Origin of the sequence: Burkholderia sp. IT-111MI5 (assembly GCF_949752865.1) — a bacterium.
Classification (GTDB): domain Bacteria; phylum Pseudomonadota; class Gammaproteobacteria; order Burkholderiales; family Burkholderiaceae; genus Burkholderia; species Burkholderia pyrrocinia_C.
This window is the reverse complement of record NZ_CATKIF010000011.1, coordinates 1348968-1365451: the sequence shown is the minus strand read 5'-3', so window position 1 is coordinate 1365451 and position 16484 is coordinate 1348968. Positions and strand designations below refer to the sequence as shown.

At 67.6% G+C, this 16484-nt stretch carries 16 protein-coding genes; 14 read left to right on the top strand and 2 right to left on the bottom strand.

Annotated features, from left to right (window positions below; genetic code table 11):
• Positions 1–68: 68 nt before the first annotated feature.
• The 4 genes from ACM6JT_RS14435 (at position 69) to ACM6JT_RS14420 (ending at position 3384) form a co-directional block, all read left to right on the top strand.
• Positions 69–1037 carry a hypothetical protein gene (locus tag ACM6JT_RS14435; RefSeq protein WP_414856715.1) on the top strand — a complete coding sequence of 323 codons (969 nt, stop codon included), beginning with the start codon at positions 69–71 and terminating at the stop codon, positions 1035–1037.
• Between the two features lie 249 nt (positions 1038–1286).
• A complete protein-coding gene (locus ACM6JT_RS14430; protein ID WP_414856714.1) occupies positions 1287–2486 on the top strand; it encodes a PLP-dependent aminotransferase family protein in 1200 nt (399 codons plus the stop codon).
• A gap of 12 nt (positions 2487–2498) precedes the next feature.
• Positions 2499–2690 carry a hypothetical protein gene (locus ACM6JT_RS14425; protein WP_217588809.1) on the top strand — a complete coding sequence of 64 codons (192 nt, stop codon included), beginning with the start codon at positions 2499–2501 and terminating at the stop codon, positions 2688–2690.
• 97 nt (positions 2691–2787) lie between these two features.
• On the top strand, positions 2788–3384 hold the full coding sequence (locus ACM6JT_RS14420; RefSeq protein WP_414856713.1) for a pyridoxamine 5'-phosphate oxidase family protein: 597 nt from the start codon (positions 2788–2790) through the stop codon (positions 3382–3384).
• Between the two features lie 16 nt (positions 3385–3400).
• Here ACM6JT_RS14420 and gcvA read toward each other — a convergent pair whose 3' ends face one another.
• Entirely contained in the window at positions 3401–4294 is an 894-nt protein-coding gene (gene gcvA, locus ACM6JT_RS14415; protein ID WP_105389761.1) for a transcriptional regulator GcvA, read from the bottom strand.
• 135 nt (positions 4295–4429) lie between these two features.
• Here gcvA and ACM6JT_RS14410 point away from each other — a divergent pair, with 135 nt between their 5' ends.
• Complete coding sequence (locus ACM6JT_RS14410; protein ID WP_072442285.1) at positions 4430–5134, top strand: SDR family oxidoreductase; 705 nt, start codon at positions 4430–4432, stop codon at positions 5132–5134.
• Positions 5135–5332: 198 nt separating this feature from the next.
• Positions 5333–6610, top strand: a complete 1278-nt coding sequence (locus ACM6JT_RS14405) for an epoxide hydrolase family protein (protein WP_414856712.1) — start codon at positions 5333–5335, stop codon at positions 6608–6610.
• A 58-nt stretch (positions 6611–6668) separates the two neighbouring features.
• Here ACM6JT_RS14405 and ACM6JT_RS14400 read toward each other — a convergent pair whose 3' ends face one another.
• Positions 6669–8054: a PLP-dependent aminotransferase family protein gene (locus ACM6JT_RS14400; RefSeq protein ID WP_414856711.1), complete on the bottom strand. Its 1386-nt coding sequence runs from the start codon at positions 8052–8054 to the stop codon at positions 6669–6671.
• Positions 8055–8217: 163 nt separating this feature from the next.
• Between ACM6JT_RS14400 and ACM6JT_RS14395 the strand changes: the two genes are divergently transcribed.
• The 8 genes from ACM6JT_RS14395 to ACM6JT_RS14360 all read left to right on the top strand — a co-directional run bounded on the left by ACM6JT_RS14395 (position 8218) and on the right by ACM6JT_RS14360 (position 16279).
• Entirely contained in the window at positions 8218–9504 is a 1287-nt protein-coding gene (locus ACM6JT_RS14395; protein ID WP_414856710.1) for a hydroxymethylglutaryl-CoA reductase, degradative, read from the top strand.
• A 91-nt stretch (positions 9505–9595) separates the two neighbouring features.
• A complete protein-coding gene (locus ACM6JT_RS14390) occupies positions 9596–10093 on the top strand; it encodes a hypothetical protein (RefSeq protein ID WP_414856709.1) in 498 nt (165 codons plus the stop codon).
• The gene (locus ACM6JT_RS14385; protein WP_105389756.1) at positions 10093–11472 is read left to right on the top strand and encodes a tripartite tricarboxylate transporter permease; all 1380 of its coding nucleotides are present in this window, start codon (positions 10093–10095) and stop codon (positions 11470–11472) included. The genes ACM6JT_RS14390 and ACM6JT_RS14385 overlap by 1 nt, the downstream gene beginning before the upstream one ends.
• 258 nt (positions 11473–11730) lie before the next feature.
• Entirely contained in the window at positions 11731–12774 is a 1044-nt protein-coding gene (locus ACM6JT_RS14380) for an alpha/beta fold hydrolase (protein ID WP_414856708.1), read from the top strand.
• Positions 12774–13310: a cytochrome P460 family protein gene (locus ACM6JT_RS14375; protein ID WP_414856707.1), complete on the top strand. Its 537-nt coding sequence runs from the start codon at positions 12774–12776 to the stop codon at positions 13308–13310. Before ACM6JT_RS14380 ends, ACM6JT_RS14375 begins: the two co-directional genes overlap by 1 nt.
• A gap of 287 nt (positions 13311–13597) precedes the next feature.
• Entirely contained in the window at positions 13598–13924 is a 327-nt protein-coding gene (locus ACM6JT_RS14370; protein WP_414856706.1) for a DUF4148 domain-containing protein, read from the top strand.
• Positions 13925–14012: 88 nt separating this feature from the next.
• The gene (locus ACM6JT_RS14365) at positions 14013–14804 is read left to right on the top strand and encodes an alpha/beta fold hydrolase (RefSeq protein WP_105389752.1); all 792 of its coding nucleotides are present in this window, start codon (positions 14013–14015) and stop codon (positions 14802–14804) included.
• 74 nt (positions 14805–14878) lie between these two features.
• Entirely contained in the window at positions 14879–16279 is a 1401-nt protein-coding gene (locus ACM6JT_RS14360) for an amidase family protein (protein WP_407971657.1), read from the top strand.
• Positions 16280–16484: the final 205 nt, after the last annotated feature.

Here is a 16484-nt window from a genome sequence, read left to right as displayed (position 1 = left end):
ATGCGGGTCGCACGTTTTGCGTTTGATCCGCTACGATGACGCGCGACAATGCTTGGGGAGAGCCAGCGATGACCACGTCCGCCATCCCGGCCGTGCGCAAAATTCAACAGCGTATGGGCCGGTTTCGACTGGCAGGCCGACCGCGTCGGCTCTCCAGCGCACCGCGTTCGCACCGCGCGGCGACGCTCGCGGCGATCGGCGCATCGCTCGTCGTGGCCGCATGCAGCTGGACGTCGCACGACGTTCACGCCGACGGAATCGTGTGGCAGGTGGACAACACGACGACGAATCCCGTCGGAAACTGGCAGATGCTCGGCGTACACGATCTGTTGATCCAATGGACCGTCGTGGACGATACCGCGTTCGTTGCCAACACCCGCATCCCTACCGCGGCGCGCCTTCCCGACTGGGAACGCATCGGTCGTGCGCCGTGGGCCAGAAACGTGATCCTGGGCCTGGCCGGCTACCAGGACGAAAAACGCGCGCGCACCCACCTGTCGACGCTTGCGGACCAGTCCGCGGAGGTGGCGCGCCTGCATCTGCCGCTGCATGTCACCGGTTACTACTTTCCGGTCGAAATCGATCCGACCTGGCAGGAGGCACCCAAGCTTGCCGAGATCCTGCAGCGACTGCCTCGTCCGCTTTGGGTGAGCGTCTACGACCAGACCAACGTCGGCGGAAAAACGCTGGCGGACTGGCTCGCAACGTGGCTGCCCGCGGATGTCGGGGTGTTCTTCCAGGACGGCTGCGGCGTCTATGCCCGCGAGCCGCAGGTCGCGCGCACCTACCTCGACGAGCTGGCTTCACGCCTGGGCAAACGGCGCGTGCGGGTCATCGCCGAGGCCTTTCGGCCGGCCGAGCATGGCGGATTCCGTTCAGCCAGCGCCGAGGAATTGAGCAGGCAGCTCCAGGTTTATCGCGGCTATCCGGTCTATCTGTTCGATGGTCCCCACTATGTGTCGGACGACCTCATGCGCGAACTCAAAAACCGGACGGCCAAGCCGCACCCGGGCGGACCTGGCGGTACGGAGCGCTGAGCCTGCTTCACCCCGGTAAACAGCGGTGGGCAAGGGGCGCGCGCGCCGAAACAATCGGCCGGACTGGATCGCCGCGACAACCCCATTTGATGACCAAACCGCAAGACCTAGTGCATAGATATCGTTTGCCGCGGCCTTAATGACTATCGACAATCGTGGCTCGAATTCGCCGCCGTGGCGCCAGAAGCGCCCCGGCGGCAGGCACCTGGCGGCTATCCCGGCCGTCCGCGCCATCCTGCTCACGACGACATGTACGCGTTCACGCCCTCATTCCAGAATCCCGCCGGCTCGCCGATCCGCGAGTTGTTCAAGTACCTGTCCGAACCGGGCATGATTTCGTTCGCGGGCGGCTATCCGGCCAGCGACCTGTTCGACGTCGACGGCCTGAACAAGGCCGCCGAACGCGCATACGCGCAGCCCGTGCGCTGCCTGCAATACGGCCCGACCGACGGCCTCGCCGAACTGAAGCAGCAACTGATCGCGTTGATGGCGCGTCGCGGCGTTGCATGCACGCCGGCCGAACTGCTCGTCACGACCGGCTCGCAGCAGGGCCTCGACCTGCTGCTGCGCGTGATGGTGTCGCCCGGCGACGTCGTGCTGACCGAACAGCCGGCTTACCCGGCAACGCTGCAGGCGCTGCGTCTGCAGCAGGCGCGCATCGTGACGATTCCGGTCGACGGCGAAGGCGTCGACGTCGATCGTCTCGGCGAACAACTCGCGTCCGGCGTGATCGCGCAGCCGAAACTGCTCTATACCGTCCCGACCTTCGCGAACCCGACGGGCGCGACGCTCACGCGCGAACGCCGGCTGAAGCTGCTGCGTCTCGCGGTGCAATACCGTTTCCTGATCGTCGAGGACGATCCGTACGGCGACCTGCGCTTCGCGGGCGAAGCCGTGCCGTCGATGCTCGCGCTCGCCGGCGAAGTGGACGGCGCGCGCGACTGGATCGTGCATTTCGCGAGCCTGTCGAAGATCGTCGCGCCCGGGCTGCGCGTGGGCTGGACGATCGCGCCGGCCGAAATCGCGCGGCGCTGCGTGATCGCGAAGCAGACGGTCGATCTGTGCAGCTCGCCATGGACGCAGGCAGCCGCCGCTGAATACCTGGCCGACGGCGCGCTCGAACGCCATCTGCCGCGCATCACGGCCGCGTACCAGCGCAAATGCGACGCGATGTGCGACGCGCTGCGCGACGGTTTCGGCGATGCGATCGAATTCCATCGCCCCGAAGGCGGGATGTTCGTGTGGGCGCGGATCGGCGCGGTGTCGTCGGACGTGCTGCTGCAACACGCAATTACAAACAAGATCGTGTTCGTACCCGGCAACGCGTTCTTCGCGGACAACGTCGACGCGGCATCGCTGCGCCTGTCGTTCGCCGCGCCGGACGTCGACGCGATCCGGGAAGGCGTCGCGCGCCTCGTGCGCGCGTATGGTGCGGCGCTGGCCGCGTGAGGAGACGTGAACGTGACTATCACCGTCAACGACACAATATCGATGGGCGCGGCGCCAGGTGCTGGCGATAACCGACCGGCAAAGCATCGCTCGTCGCAGATCAGTGCGGGACCGCAGTATGTGGCCGACGTGCTGGGCCGGTTCGGTGCGGAGCCGACGACCGATGCCGGCGATGCGGCGCCGGTCGTGCTCGGCTACAACTGAACGGCACGCAGGCGGCGGCCGCATCGCACGCGAGCCGTCACCGGAGCAAACGGTTAAGCTTGCGCGATCGAAACACGTGCGATCGCCGCTGCCCGTCATGTCCGACTCAACTTCCGAATCGCTCACGCAAACGTACGACCGCCTGTGGTCCTGCCTCGAATCCGGCGTCGGCGTGCAGCGCTCGCCGTTCACGATGCTGCAGGCGGCAACGCTCGGCCTCGACGGCGCACCGAAGGTGCGTACGATCGTGCTGCGCCAGGCGAGCCGCGCCGATCGCGTGCTGTCGTTTCATACCGATGTGCGTTCGGAGAAAGTCGCGGAGCTGCGCCGCGATCCGCGTATCGCGATCGTCGCGAGCGATCTCGATGCGCTCGTGCAGATTCGCGCGGAAGGCGTTGCGTCGATCTGCGACGACGAAGCGCAGCGGCGCGCGATCTGGCAATCGAGCCGTCCGCATACGCTGCTGCTGTATCGCGCACCGTTGCCGCCCGGCATGCCGGTCGAGTCGCCTGAAGCAGCGCATGTCTCGGCGAGGCAAGACACCGCGCCTTCCGGCGACGGCTACGAAAACTTCTGCGTGATCCACATGACGATCACGCGCATCGATTGGCTCGAACTCGCACGCGCGGGCCATCGCCGAGCGGTATTCGATCTGCAAGAAAGCGGCTGCGAAGGCCGCTGGATCGTCCCCTGATCCGGGCGATGGCCGCTCAAGGCCGCTCGTCCGCCACCGCCTGCCCGATCATCCAGTCGCGCATCATCACGATCGCATCGTCGTCGCGGCGCTCGGCCGGATACACGAGATAGAACCCCACCGACAGCGGAAACGCGAAATCGAACGGCTTGCACAGCCGGCCTGCCGCGATATCGCGCTCGACCAAGGGATCGGTTGCGAGCGCGATGCCCTGGCCGGCAACGGCCGCATCGATCGCGAGCGACGTCTGGTTGAAGCGCAGCCCCTTGTGCGGATCGATATCGACGGGCTCGGGCATCGCTTCGATGAACTCGGGCCACAGGTCGTGCGCATCGTGCAGCAGCACGTGGCCCGCGAGCGCACGCGGCGACGCGGGCGCGGCCAGCAGCGCGGGGCTGCACACGGCGCATACATCGAGCGGAAACAGCGCATGCGCGGCGAGATGCTTGCCGAACGGCGGCTTGCCGTAGCGGATCGCGAGATCGACGCCATCGTGGCGGAACGTCGCGAGCTGCTGGTCGGCGATCACGCGCACGTCGTAGTCGGGATGCGCGTCTGTGAACCGCGCGAGCCGCGGGATCAGCCACTTCGACGCGAACGACGGCGTCGTGCTGATCGTCAGCGCCGCGCGCCGCTTCACGAGCTTGTCGGTTGCATCGGCGATCGCGTGCAGCGCGCGCTGCACGTCGGAGAAATACGCGGCGCCGTCGTGCGTCAGCGCGAGGCCGCGCGGCAGGCGCTCGAACAGCTTCAGGCCGAGCACGTCCTCGAGGTGGCGCACCTGTTGCGCGACCGCGCCTTGCGTGACGCCGATCTCGTCGGCCGCGGCGCGGAAATTGAGGTGCCGCGCGGACACTTCGAATGCACGAAGCGCATTCAGCGGCGGCAGGCGGGAAGGGCGGGGCGGCATTGTCAGGCTGTAGAAAAACTATCGTCTGGAGGCAGAAATACTGGTTCGACAGTCGTCTGCGATGCGCCTACATTACCACCATGGCGCGCCGAATGGCGGCTGCGCGGCGGCAGGTTTCGAGCGAGGGAGCAGATCGTGACTGTAGAAAAAGTGGCGTTGATCACGGCAGCGGGCAAGGGCATGGGCGCGGCGATCGCGCGCGAACTGGCGGCGACGGGTTACCGCGTCGCGCTGATGTCGCCGTCGGGCAGCGCGGTGGCGCTCGGCGAGGAGCTGGGCGGGTTCGGCATCCAGGGCTCGGTCACCGAAGAAGCCGATATCGACCGGCTCGTGCAGGAGGCGGTCGCGCGCTACGGCCGGATCGACGCGGTCGTGAACAACACCGGCCATCCGCCGAAGGGCGAGCTGCTGGCGATCACCGACGACAACTGGCACGCAGGGCTCGACCTGATCCTGCTGAACGTGGTGCGCGTGATGCGCCGCGTGACACCGATCTTCCAGAAACAGGGCGGCGGCGCGGTGGTCAACATCTCGAGCTTCGCGGCGGACGCGCCCGAGCAGCCGATGCCGGTATCGTCGGCGCTGCGTGCGGCGCTGAGCGCGTGGACGCGTCTTTACGCGGAACGCTACGCGGCCGAGAACATCCGGATGAACGCGGTGCTGCCGGGCTTCATCGACAGCTGGCCGGAAACGCCGGAGATCGTCGCGCGCATTCCGGCCGGCCGCTTCGGCAAGACCGGCGAGATCGCGAAGACGGTTGCGTTCCTGCTGTCCGACGGCGCGGGCTACATCACCGGGCAGAACATTCGCGTCGACGGCGCGATCGTCAACGCGCTCTGAGCGTCATGCGGGCGAGCGGCGGCGCGGGCCGCTCGCCGCGCCGCAAATACAAACGCGTACAAATCAGACAAATCACGGATACATCAGACCTTTCAAATGGGCGACGCCGCGTGACCGGGGCGCACCGGATTGAAAGCCAGGGCGCGAGCGGGCGCGCGGCATGTTCACTTTCCACTTCACGAAAGGAGATGCCGAACGATGTCTTCCACACCGTTTTCCCCGATGCGTCGCCACCTGCTGGCCACTTCCGTGGCCGCCGGGGTATCGGCGATGCTACCCACCGCGCTGCATGCCGCGACCGGCGGCAGCGGCATACGCCCGTTCACCGCGCACATTCCCGATGAAGCCGTGGCCGACCTGCGCCGCCGCATTGCGGCGACGCGCTGGCCGGGCCGCGAGACCGTCGCCGACGAATCGCAGGGCGTGCGGCTCGCGCGCATGCAGGCGCTGCTGCGCTACTGGGGCACCGACTACGACTGGCGCAAGGGCGAGGCGCGCCTGAACGGTTTCCCGATGTTCATCACGGAACTCGACGGGCTCGACATTCATTTCATCCACGTGCGCTCGCGGCACGCGAACGCGATGCCGATGATCATGACGCACGGCTGGCCCGGTTCGATCTTCGAGCTGCTGAAGGCGATCGGCCCGCTGACCGACCCGACCGCGCACGGCGCGAGCGCGGACGACGCGTTTCATGTGGTCGTGCCGTCGCTGCCGGGTTTCGGTTTTTCCGGCCGGCCGACGCAGACGGGCTGGGGTTCCGACCACATCGCGCGCGCGTGGGGCGAGCTGATGGCGCGGCTCGGCTATACGCGCTTCGTGTCGCAGGGCGGCGACTGCGGCTCGGTGATCTCGCACCGGATGGCGATGCAGCGCGTGCAGGGCCTGGCCGGGATTCACGTGAACATGCCGGCGACGGTGCCGCCGGATATCGCGACGCTGCTCGCGACCGATTCGTCCGCGCCGGCTTCGCTGTCGCCGAAGGAGAAGGCCGCGTACGAGAAGCTCGCGACGTTCTATCGCGACAACTGCGGCTACTCGGCGATGATGGTCACGCGTCCGCAGACGGTCGGTTATGCGCTCGCCGATTCGCCGTCCGGTCAGGCCGCGTGGATGTACGACAAGATCTCGCAGTGGACGTACAGCGGCGGCGTGCCCGAACGCTCGATCCCGCGCGACGAGATTCTCGACGACATCTCGCTGTACTGGCTGACGAACACCGCGACGTCGGCCGCGCAGATCTACTGGGAGGATCACTCGAACAACTTCAATGCGGTGGATATTTCGCTGCCGGCCGCGATCACGGTGTTTCCGGGCGAGATCTACCAGGCGCCGCGCAGCTGGGCCGAGCGCAGCTATCACAACCTGATCTACTTCAACGAAGTCGACAAGGGCGGGCATTTCGCGGCATGGGAGGAGCCGGAATTGTTCGCACGCGAAGTGCGTGCCGGGTTCCGGCCGCTGCGTCGCGGGTAAGCGTGGGTTGAGCGGCGACCGCGGGCCGGTTGCACTTCGGCCCGCGGTCGCTTCGTTTCTACGCAATCGCCTGCAACGCCTGCGCAAACCGCTTGTCCGCCAGATACGCGACGTTGAACCGGCAATACGCAGACGGACGATCGGCTTGCGGCGAGAACACGGCGCCCGGTGCGAGGATCACGCCGCGCTCCAGCATCGCCTGCGCGAGCTGCATCGAATCGGGCCAGCCGGGCAGCGCGGCCCACAGATACAGGCTCTGCTCGCACGGCCGGTAGACTTGCGCGCCGAGACGATCGAGCGCAGCGAGCGCAGTGCCGGTCGCACGCCGCAGCTTCTCCTGAAGATGATTCGTATGCCTGAGAAAGTGGCCGTCGCTGACGATCGCGTCGAGCGTGCGTTCGCAGTATTCGGAGCTGCTGACGTGGGTCAGCATCTTCACGTCGGCGAGATCGCTCGCGAGCACCGCGTTGCACGCGAGGAAGCCGACGCGCAGCGCGGCCGACACCGATTTCGAAAAGCTGCCGATATAGATGGTCCGGCGCAGCTGGTCGAGCGTCGCGATGCGCGTGAGCGAGCGCGGCCGCAAGTCGGCCAGCGCGTCGTCCTCGACGACGATCAGGTCGTGCGCGTCGGCGAGCTGCAGGATGCGGTGCGCCTTGGCCGCGCTCGTATCGGTCGCGGTCGGGTTGTGGCCGACCGACTGCGTGAAGAACAGCTTCGGCCGGTACGCGGCGATGTGTTCGGCCAGCTTCGCGACGTCGGGGCCGTCGATCTCGCGCGGCACGCCGACGATGTTCGCGCCGCTCAGCTTCAGCTTGCCGAACAGCGGGTAGTAGCCGGGATCGTCGACGAGCACGGTGTCGCCGGGGCGCACGAAGTAGCGCAGCACGAGGTCCATCGCCTGGTTCGCGCCGTGCGTGAGCACGATCTGCGCGGGCGGTGCCTCGATTTCGTAGCCGGCGAGCTTCTGCTGCAGCGACTGGCGCAGCGGCAGGTAGCCGAAGCGGCTGCCGTAGCGGAACAGCGATGCGGCACTCGTGCGCATGATGCGCTGCTGGTACTGGTTCAGCCGGGTTTCCTCGAGCCACTCGATCGGCGGAAACCCTTCGCCGAGATTGAGCACATCGGGCTTCACGTGCAATTGCTCGCGCATCAGCCACACGATGTCCATCGCGCGGTTGAGCGAACTCGGCTCGTCGACCTCGGGCGTGGCCGCCGCGCGCCGCGTGACGAAGAAGCCCGAGCCGCGGCGCGGCTCGATCAGGCCGTCGGCCGCGAGCATCTCGAACGCGCTGATCACGGTGTTCTTCGAACAGCCGGACGCCTCGGCGTATTCCCTGATCGAAGGCAGCTTCGCGCCGGCCGGCAACACGCCTTCCTCGATCTGTCTGGCGAGATTGTCCGCCATCGCGCCAGACAGGCTGGCTTTCGCACGCTGTTTCATCGCAATGTTCCGTCGGGCCGGCCCACTGTCATGGGTACGGATAGGTGGCTGTCTGCTTCGTCTGTACCTTTTCAATGGGTACAGCGTGACTATTATTCGGCTATCCGCTGCCTGCCGCAAGCGCGGACGGAGACACAGCGCCACCCCCAAACAGAACGACATCATGCCCATCGATTCCGCCTTGCCGAACTTCCGCTCGCTCACGCCCGAGCAACGCCTGTCCCACCTGTCCCGTACCGTCGGGCTCGACGATGTCGAGCACGCGCTGCTCGCGAAGCCCGGCGCACTGCCGCTCGATACGGCGAACGGGATGATCGAGAACGTGATCGGCACGTTCGAGCTGCCGATGGCGGTGGCCGGCTACTTCCGGATCAACGGCCGCGACGTGATCGTGCCGATGGCCGTCGAGGAGCCGTCGATCGTTGCGGCCGCATCGTATATGGCGAAGCTTTCCCGCGCGGCCGGCGGCTTCCGCACGTCGAGCAGCGGGCCGCTGATGCGCGCACAGGTACAGGTGATCGGCGTCGGCGACCCGTACGGCGCGCGGCTCGCGATCCTGCGGCACGCGGCCGAGCTGATCGAACTCGCGAACAGCCGCGACAAGGTGCTCGTCGGCCTCGGCGGCGGCTGCCGCGACATCGAGGTCCACGTGTTCCCCGATACGCCGCGCGGCGCGATGGTGGTCGCTCACCTGATCGTCGATGTACGCGACGCAATGGGCGCGAATACGGTCAACACGATGGCCGAAACCGTCGCGACGCGCATCGAGGCGATTACCGGCGGCCAGGTACGGTTGCGGATACTGTCCAACCTCGCGGATCTGCGGCTGGCACGCGCGGAGGTACGGTACGCGGCCGACACGCTCGCGACCGACGACTATCCGGGCGAGGCGGTGATCGATCGCGTGATCGATGCGTACGTGTTCGCGGCGACCGACCCGTACCGCGCGGCGACGCACAACAAGGGCATCATGAACGGCATCGATCCGGTCGTGGTCGCGACCGGCAACGACTGGCGCGCGGTCGAAGCCGGCGCGCACGCGTACGCGAGCCGCAGCGGCCGCTATACGTCGCTGACGACGTGGGAGAAGGCCGCCAACGGCGACCTCGTCGGCACGATCGAGACGCCGATGCCGGTGGGGCTCGTCGGCGGCGCGACGAAGACGCATCCGCTCGCGCGTCTCGCGCTGAAGATCATGAACGTGACCTCCGCGCAGGAACTCGGCGAAATTACGGTCGCGGTCGGGCTTGCGCAGAATCTCGGTGCGCTGCGCGCGCTCGCGACCGAAGGCATCCAGCGCGGCCACATGGCGCTGCATGCACGGAACATCGCCGTTGCGGCCGGCGCGACCGGTGCGGAGATCGACCGGGTCGCGCAGCAGATGGTCGCGGCGAAAGACGTGCGCGCGGATTTCGCGGTCGAGCTGCTGGCGGGCGGCAGCGGCGGCTGATGCGGCTGAAGCGCGGTACGCGCGCCGTATGTGGCGTGCGTGGCGTGCCGCGCCGGCGCGGCCGGCGACATATCAATCAAGGAGGAGACACATGGAACAGACCGGTTCAAGCGCCGTCGCACCCGCGCCGCATCGCGTGCGGCCGTTCGCGGGCGCCGATGCGTCGGCCGCGACGCTCGTCGAGGTGTGGGGCGACACCGTAGCCACGAAGCACCTCGCGTGGTCGGTCCTGCTCGGCATCTCGATCAGCCTCGGCGCGTTCGAGATCGGCCGGCTCGTGCTCGCGTCGTTCGTGCACGACGCGGCGATCGCGCGGGCATACGCGATGTTGATCGGCCTCGGCGGCTGCCTGCTGGCGGGCGCGATCTGCGCGGTGCTGTGCAAGCCGAAGCGCACGGTGATCGAACATGCGGCGGGCGGCGCCGAACGCGACGAAGCGCTCCGGCAGCTTGCCGAAGCATCGGGCGGGCTCGGGTCGGCGAGCGACCTGTCGGCCAGCGCACGCGCCGAGATGGAGGAGCTCGGCCTGCTCGACCTGTTTGCGTCATACGATGCGTCGCCCGATCGCGCACGCGCGGGAGGTCGCTGATGGATGCGCTGCTGCATGCATTGCCGGCCGCGTTCGCGATGGGGCTGCTCGGCGCGATCGTGTTCTCCGGCATCGGGCTGATTTCCGGTACCGACGAAACGACGACGATCGCGCCGCTCACGCTGCTCGTCGCGCTGCTCGGCGTGCCGCCCGCCGGCGTGTTCACGTTCTTCCTCGCGGGCGCGGTGGCCAAGCACATCACGCATTCGATCCCGACCGCGCTGCTCGGCATTCCCGGCGACACGATGGCCGCGCCGCTGCTGCAGCAGGCAACGCTGCTGCGCGCGCTCGGCGTGCCGCACATCGCGCTGCGCAAGATGATCTCCGGCGCGATCGTCGCCGCGTTCGTCGCGCTGCCGCTCGCCGTGCTGTTCGCGTCGCTGCTCGCGCCGTTCGGCGCGGCGATCGCGAAGGCCGCGCCGTGGGTGTTCCTCGCGGCGGCCGTCGGCATCGCGTATTTCTCCGCCGGGCGCTGGGCGTCGGTGCTGCTGCTGGTGCCGTTCGTGATGCTGGTGGTCGGGCTGCAGGCGCTGACGGGCCATTACGGCGTGAAGCTGAGCGTCAGCTACTTCCTCGGGATCGCGATCGGGCCGCTGGTTGCCGACCTGTTCTCGATCCTGTCGCCGGCCGAGCGGCGGCGCATGCGGCGCGACGGGCCGTCGACGTTCGTGCTCGCGCCCGACGTGAAAAGCTGGCGCGGCTATTTCCCGAATCCGCTGAAGGTGCTCGACCGCGAGCAGGTCGCGTGGACGGTCGGGACGGCCGCGGTGTCGAGCGCGACGTTCGTGTTCAGCCCGGTCGCGATGACGGTGCTGATGGGCGAGATCGTCGGCGCGCGCGTGCGTCATGCGTACCAGCGCCTGACGACCGTGATCGCCGCGCGTAACGGCGTGACCGAGGCGACCTACATCGCCGAGGCGCTGATCCCGCTGATCGCATTCGGTTTGCCGCTGAGCCCGGTCGCGGCCGGCCCGGCCGCGCCGTTGTTCAATGCGCCGCCGCGCTTCACGGTCGACGCGGCGAGCGGGCAGATCCACAACCTCCATACGCTGATGAGCTGGCCCGAGTTCCTCGGCTACGGGCTGCTGTCGATCCTGCTGGCCGCGCTGATCGCGTATCCGCTCGCGATGCACCACGCGCACCGCGCGGCATCGTTCGTCGCGAGAAAGCTGAGCCACGAAGCGATCATCGCGACCTTCGCGGGGTTGATCGTCGTGATCGGCGTATGGGAAGGGCAGTTGCTGGGGCTCGCCGTGATCGTGACGATCGGCCTGTTCGGCGGGATGCTGTCGCGCCTGTTCGCGTTCAACACGGGCGTGCAGTTCATGGGGTACTACGTCGCGGTGCTCAGCGTGCCCGCGATCGCCAAGCTGTTCTGACCGATCGGCGCGCGGGGGCCGCGTGTGCCGCGCGGCCCGCCGAAAGCGTCGTTTCTCGAGCGATTTTTGAATCGCTGTGTGTCGTGTTCGCACACAGATACGTTGGGATACAAAGCCTCCGGATGGTTCGGATATAAAACCGGTGAAGCGATTCACACGGCCGCGCGGTGTCATGCGCTGCTGCTGCGAACGGCGATACCGGAGTGCCCGCACGTGCCGCGGGCCCCTTCCTTAGCGATCGACAATGGAGAACGAGTCATGCCTGATACCGTGAACACCCGCCGCCGCCTGATCCTGGGTACGGCGCTTGCGGGCCTGAGCCTCGCCGACCTCGGGTTCGGCAACCTGGCGCGCGCGCAGTCGGCGCCCGATGCATCGACTGCGAAGCGCGCGGCCAGCGTTGCGTCGCTGGGCACGATCCACCAGATCGACGCGGGCGTGCTCAACGTCGGGTATGCGGACCTCGGGCCGAAGAAGGGCCCCGTCGTGTTCCTGCTGCACGGCTGGCCGTACGACATCTACAGCTATACCGAAGTCGCGCCGCTGCTGGTCGCGGCCGGCTATCGCGTGATCGTGCCGTACCTGCGCGGTTACGGGTCGACGACGTTCCGCTCGGCCGACACGGTGCGCAACGGCCAGCAGGCGGTGACGGCCGTCGACATCGTCGCGTTGATGGATGCGCTGAAGATCGACCGCGCGGTGTTCGGCGGTTACGACTGGGGCGCGCGCACGGCCGACGTCATCGCGGCGCTGTGGCCGCAGCGCGTGAAGGCGTTGGTGTCGGTGAGCGGCTACCTGATCGGCAGCCAGGAGGCGAACCGCAAGCCGTTGCCGCCGCAGGCGGAACTGCAGTGGTGGTATCAGTTCTATTTCACGACCGAGCGCGGCGCGCTCGGCTACGCGGCGAACCGCGATGCGTTCAACAAGCTGATCTGGCAGCTCGCGTCCCCGAAGTGGCAGTTCTCCGACGAAACCTATGCGCGCACGGCCGCATCGTTCCAGAACCCCGATCACGTGGCCGTCGTGATCCACAACTATCGCTGGCGCCTCGGGCTCGCGAAGGGCGAAGCGCAATACGACGACATCGAGCGGCGTCTCGCCGCCGGGCCGGCAATCACCGTGCCGACGATCACGATGGAAGGCGACGCGAACGGCGCGCCGCATCCGGACCCGGCCGCGTACGCGAAGAAATTCACAGGCAAGTACCAGCACCGGACGATCAACGGCGGCATCGGCCACAACCTGCCGCAGGAAGCGCCGCAGGCTTTTGCCGACGCGATCCTGCAAGTGGAGCATCTGTGATGCGGGCACGCAGTGGCATCCGGCGTCGCGGTATGGGCCGCGTGCTCGTCGCGGGCGCGTTGCTGGCCGGCTCGCTGTCGGCCAGCGGTCCGGCCGCGTTCGCGGAACAGCCGAAACCGGCCGCGTCGCCGATCTACGGCGTGACGATCCCGCCCGGCTACCGGAAGTGGGGAATGGTCGCGCCGGCCGAAGAGGCCGCGCCGCTCGACGAGCTGCGCGTGGTGCTCGGCAACCCCGTCGCGATCCGTGCGCTCGAACAGGCGACGCTGCCGTTTCCGGACGGCACGATCCTCGTGAAGCTCGCATACAAGCGCAAGCAGTCCGACGAGTTCGCGTCGGCGACGGTGCCGGGCAAGGCGACGACGGTGCAGGTGATGGTGAAGGACTCGCGTCGTTATGCGTCGACGGGCGGCTGGGGCTTCGGGCGCTTCATCAACGGCGTGCCGGCCGATATCGGTCAGCATCAGACGTGCTTCGCGTGTCACCAGGCGCTTGTGAAGAATCATGACTACGTGTTCACGCGGCTTGCGCCGTGACGTGACACGAAGCGACGGGTTTGACGAAAAGGCGTGCCGCGAGGCACGCCTTTTCTCGTGGTGCGTGTGTGGTGCGTGTGTGTCGGGGACCACTTCGGCAGACGGGTTTGTATCGCACTGTATCTGCGGCCGTTCCGGAAAAAATGGCATGCAGAAAGCACCGGTTTCGGAAACATGCCGGATACGTGGGCGGGTTCTACTGTCGACATGCAGGAAGCGTTCGATGCCAGACGTTTGCATCGGATGCCAAGTGATCGACACCCCAACTTCCGTCAAGGAGAACACTCATGAAAGCCGCCCGAATCCTCGCTGTTGCCGTCCTCGCCGCCATCCCCGCATTGTCGTTCGCCGATACCGGCCACGGCCTGACGCGTGCCGACGTGCGCGCCGAACTCATCCGGCTGGAACAGGCCGGCTACAACCCGGCCCGCAGCGATCCGCATTACCCGGAAGATGTCGCCGCCGCGCTGCAGGTCGCGCGTTCCGACCAGAACGGCCCGTCGAAGTCGCAGGACGACAACGTGGCCGATGCGTCGACGCCCGCCAGCCATCGCGACGCGGCACCGGCGCGCGCCGCGCGGAACGCTACCGACGACCTGTACGCACATTCGTGATCCGTTGCCGCGCCTGCCGCATGCAGGCGCGGCCGTCACTGCAGCACTTCACTTCATGTCGCAACACAACAGAGAAAGGAGCATGACGATGGCCGGTTCGATGAAACGGGTTCTGGTATCCGCCGCGGTGATCGGCGGACTGTTCGGTGCGGTCGCGGCGCAGGCCGCGCCGAAGGACGACCTGAAGGGCACGAATGTCGTGCTCGTGCACGGTGCGTTTGCCGACGGGTCGAGCTGGAACCGCGTGATTCCGCTGCTCGAGGCGCGCGGGCTGCACGTGGTGTCGGTGCAGAATCCGCTGAGCTCGCTCGCCGACGATGCGGCCGCGACGAAGCGCACGATCGACGAGCAGAAGGGGCCGGTCGTGCTGGTCGGTCATTCGTGGGCCGGCGTCGTGATCAGCGATGCGGGTAACGACGACAAGGTGAAGTCGCTCGTCTACGTCGCGGCATTCGCGCCCGACAACGGCCAGTCGATTGCCGACGTCACGCAAGGGCTGCCGGCACCGGCATGGGCCGGTGAACTGCGCAAGGACGCAGGCGGCTTCGCGCGGCTGTCGGACAAGGCGATCGCGCAGGATTTCGCACCGGACCTGCCGCCCGCGCAGCAGCGCATCGTTGCGGCGACGCAGGGGCCGTGGTATGGCGGTTGCATTTCGGAGAAAGTCGCGCAGGCCGCGTGGCATGCAAAGCCGTCGACATTTGTCGTCGCGACGCAGGACCGGATGATCGATCCGAAGCTGCAGGAAGCGATGGCGAAGCGGATCGGCGCGACGGTCACGCGCGTGAACGGCAGCCATGTCGCGATGCTGAGCCAGCCGAAGGCCGTGGCCGACGCGATCATCGCGGCCGCGGAACGTGCAAAGCACGACGCACAGTAAGCGGATGAGGCGCCACGTTATCGCTGAAGCGTGGCGCGGCGAGTGATTGTGATGTCCTTCCACAAGGAGAAGTGATGACGCATCTCTGGCAACTGTCGGCAACCGCACTCGCGAAACTTGTGCGGCAACGAGAAGTGTCCGCGCGCGAAGTGGCGGACGCCGTGCTCGATCGTCTCGACGCGGTGAATCCGGCGATCAACGCGGTGATCGAACACCGGCCCGACGACGTGCGGCGGCAGGCCGACGAAGTCGACCGAGCGATCGCACGCGGCGACGATCCGGGCCCGCTCGCAGGCGTGCCCGTGACCGTGAAGATCAACATCGACCAGGCGGATTTCGCGACGACCAACGGCACGCGCCTGCAGGAGAACCTGATCGCGCGCGCCGACAGCCCGGTGGTCGGCAACATCAGGAAGGCCGGCGCAATCCTGCTCGGCCGCACCAATTCGCCGACGTTCGCGTTGCGCTGGTTCACGTCGAATCTCGTACACGGCCACACGCGCAATCCGCGCAATCCGTCGCTGACGCCGGGCGGGTCGAGCGGCGGCGCGGCAGCGGCCGTTGCCGCCGGGATCGGCCCGCTCGCACTCGGCACCGACATCGGTGGTTCGGTCCGTTACCCGGCCTATGCGTGCGGCGTGCACGGAATCCGGCCGTCGCTCGGGCGCGTGCCGGCGTTCAACGCGTCGTCGCCCGAACGTGCGATCGGCGCGCAACTGATGTCATCGGCGGGGCCGATCGCACGCACGATCGACGATCTCGCGCTCGCGCTGCGTGCGTTTGCCGCGCCGGACCCGCGCGATCCGTGGCACGTACACGTGCCGTTCGACGGGCGCGAAGTGCCGAAGCGTGCGGCGCTGTGCGTGCGCCCGGGCGGCTTGCAGGTCGTGCCCGAAGTCGAGGCCGCGTTGCGCGATGCCGCGCGCCGGCTCGTCGATGCGGGCTGGACCGTCGACGAGATCGACAATACGCCGCCGATGCGCGAGGCCGCGCTGTTGCAGGAACAGCTTTGGCTCGGCGACGGTTTCGATGCCTTGTCGAACGCGGCCGCGAACGACGGCGATCCGGGTGCGGCCGCGGTGATCGCCGCGGTGCGCGGCAAGGTGCGCGACCTGCCGGCCGACGTGATCGGCCGCGCGCTGGTCCGGCGCACCACGCTGACACGGCAGTGGCGGCTGTTTCTCGACGCGTATGCGGTCGTGCTGCTGCCCGTGTCGTCGGAACTGCCGTTCCCCGACGATCTCGACCGGCAGGGACCGGACGGGTTCGAGCGTGTGTGGGAGGCGCAGCTCACGCTGCGCGCGCTGCCCGCGATGGGGCTGCCGGGGCTGGCGGTGACGACGGCGCTCGTGGATGGCGTGCCGGTAGGCGTGCAGGTGGTCGCCGCGCATCATCGCGAGGATCTGTGTTTGCTCGCGGGGCGCGACATCGAAGCGCGCGGCGTACCGGTCGCGCCGGTCGATCCGGTGCAGTGATGGACTGACGGGCAAGCGAGTGCATCGGCGATGCCGTTCGGCATCACGCCGATGCGTGTCGCCTGCCGGTTGCATCCCTTCGAATCATCCCTTCGAATCATCCACGCATGCGCGGCGCCGCATGCGCTCCATTTCGGATTCCATGACAACGCGCTGCACGCCGCGTTGCTCGCTTCCCGCCGTTCCTTTCAAAGCCCTTCGACGC

Bases quoted from the DNA above. Each gene is read 5' to 3' on its own strand.
- ACM6JT_RS14395 (WP_414856710.1), top strand. From the start codon at position 8,218: ATGCCCATCGATTCCGCCTTGCCGAACTTCCGCTCGCTCACGCCCGAG.
- ACM6JT_RS14375 (WP_414856707.1), top strand. From the start codon at position 12,774: ATGCGGGCACGCAGTGGCATCCGGCGTCGCGGTATGGGCCGCGTGCTC.
- ACM6JT_RS14435 (WP_414856715.1), top strand. From the start codon at position 69: ATGACCACGTCCGCCATCCCGGCCGTGCGCAAAATTCAACAGCGTATG.
- ACM6JT_RS14370 (WP_414856706.1), top strand. From the start codon at position 13,598: ATGAAAGCCGCCCGAATCCTCGCTGTTGCCGTCCTCGCCGCCATCCCC.
- ACM6JT_RS14420 (WP_414856713.1), top strand. From the start codon at position 2,788: ATGTCCGACTCAACTTCCGAATCGCTCACGCAAACGTACGACCGCCTG.
- ACM6JT_RS14365 (WP_105389752.1), top strand. From the start codon at position 14,013: ATGGCCGGTTCGATGAAACGGGTTCTGGTATCCGCCGCGGTGATCGGC.
- ACM6JT_RS14390 (WP_414856709.1), top strand. From the start codon at position 9,596: ATGGAACAGACCGGTTCAAGCGCCGTCGCACCCGCGCCGCATCGCGTG.
- ACM6JT_RS14360 (WP_407971657.1), top strand. From the start codon at position 14,879: ATGACGCATCTCTGGCAACTGTCGGCAACCGCACTCGCGAAACTTGTG.
- ACM6JT_RS14400 (WP_414856711.1), bottom strand. From the start codon at position 8,054: ATGAAACAGCGTGCGAAAGCCAGCCTGTCTGGCGCGATGGCGGACAAT.
- ACM6JT_RS14385 (WP_105389756.1), top strand. From the start codon at position 10,093: ATGGATGCGCTGCTGCATGCATTGCCGGCCGCGTTCGCGATGGGGCTG.
- ACM6JT_RS14430 (WP_414856714.1), top strand. From the start codon at position 1,287: ATGTACGCGTTCACGCCCTCATTCCAGAATCCCGCCGGCTCGCCGATC.
- ACM6JT_RS14405 (WP_414856712.1), top strand. From the start codon at position 5,333: ATGTCTTCCACACCGTTTTCCCCGATGCGTCGCCACCTGCTGGCCACT.
- gcvA (WP_105389761.1), bottom strand. From the start codon at position 4,294: ATGCCGCCCCGCCCTTCCCGCCTGCCGCCGCTGAATGCGCTTCGTGCA.
- ACM6JT_RS14380 (WP_414856708.1), top strand. From the start codon at position 11,731: ATGCCTGATACCGTGAACACCCGCCGCCGCCTGATCCTGGGTACGGCG.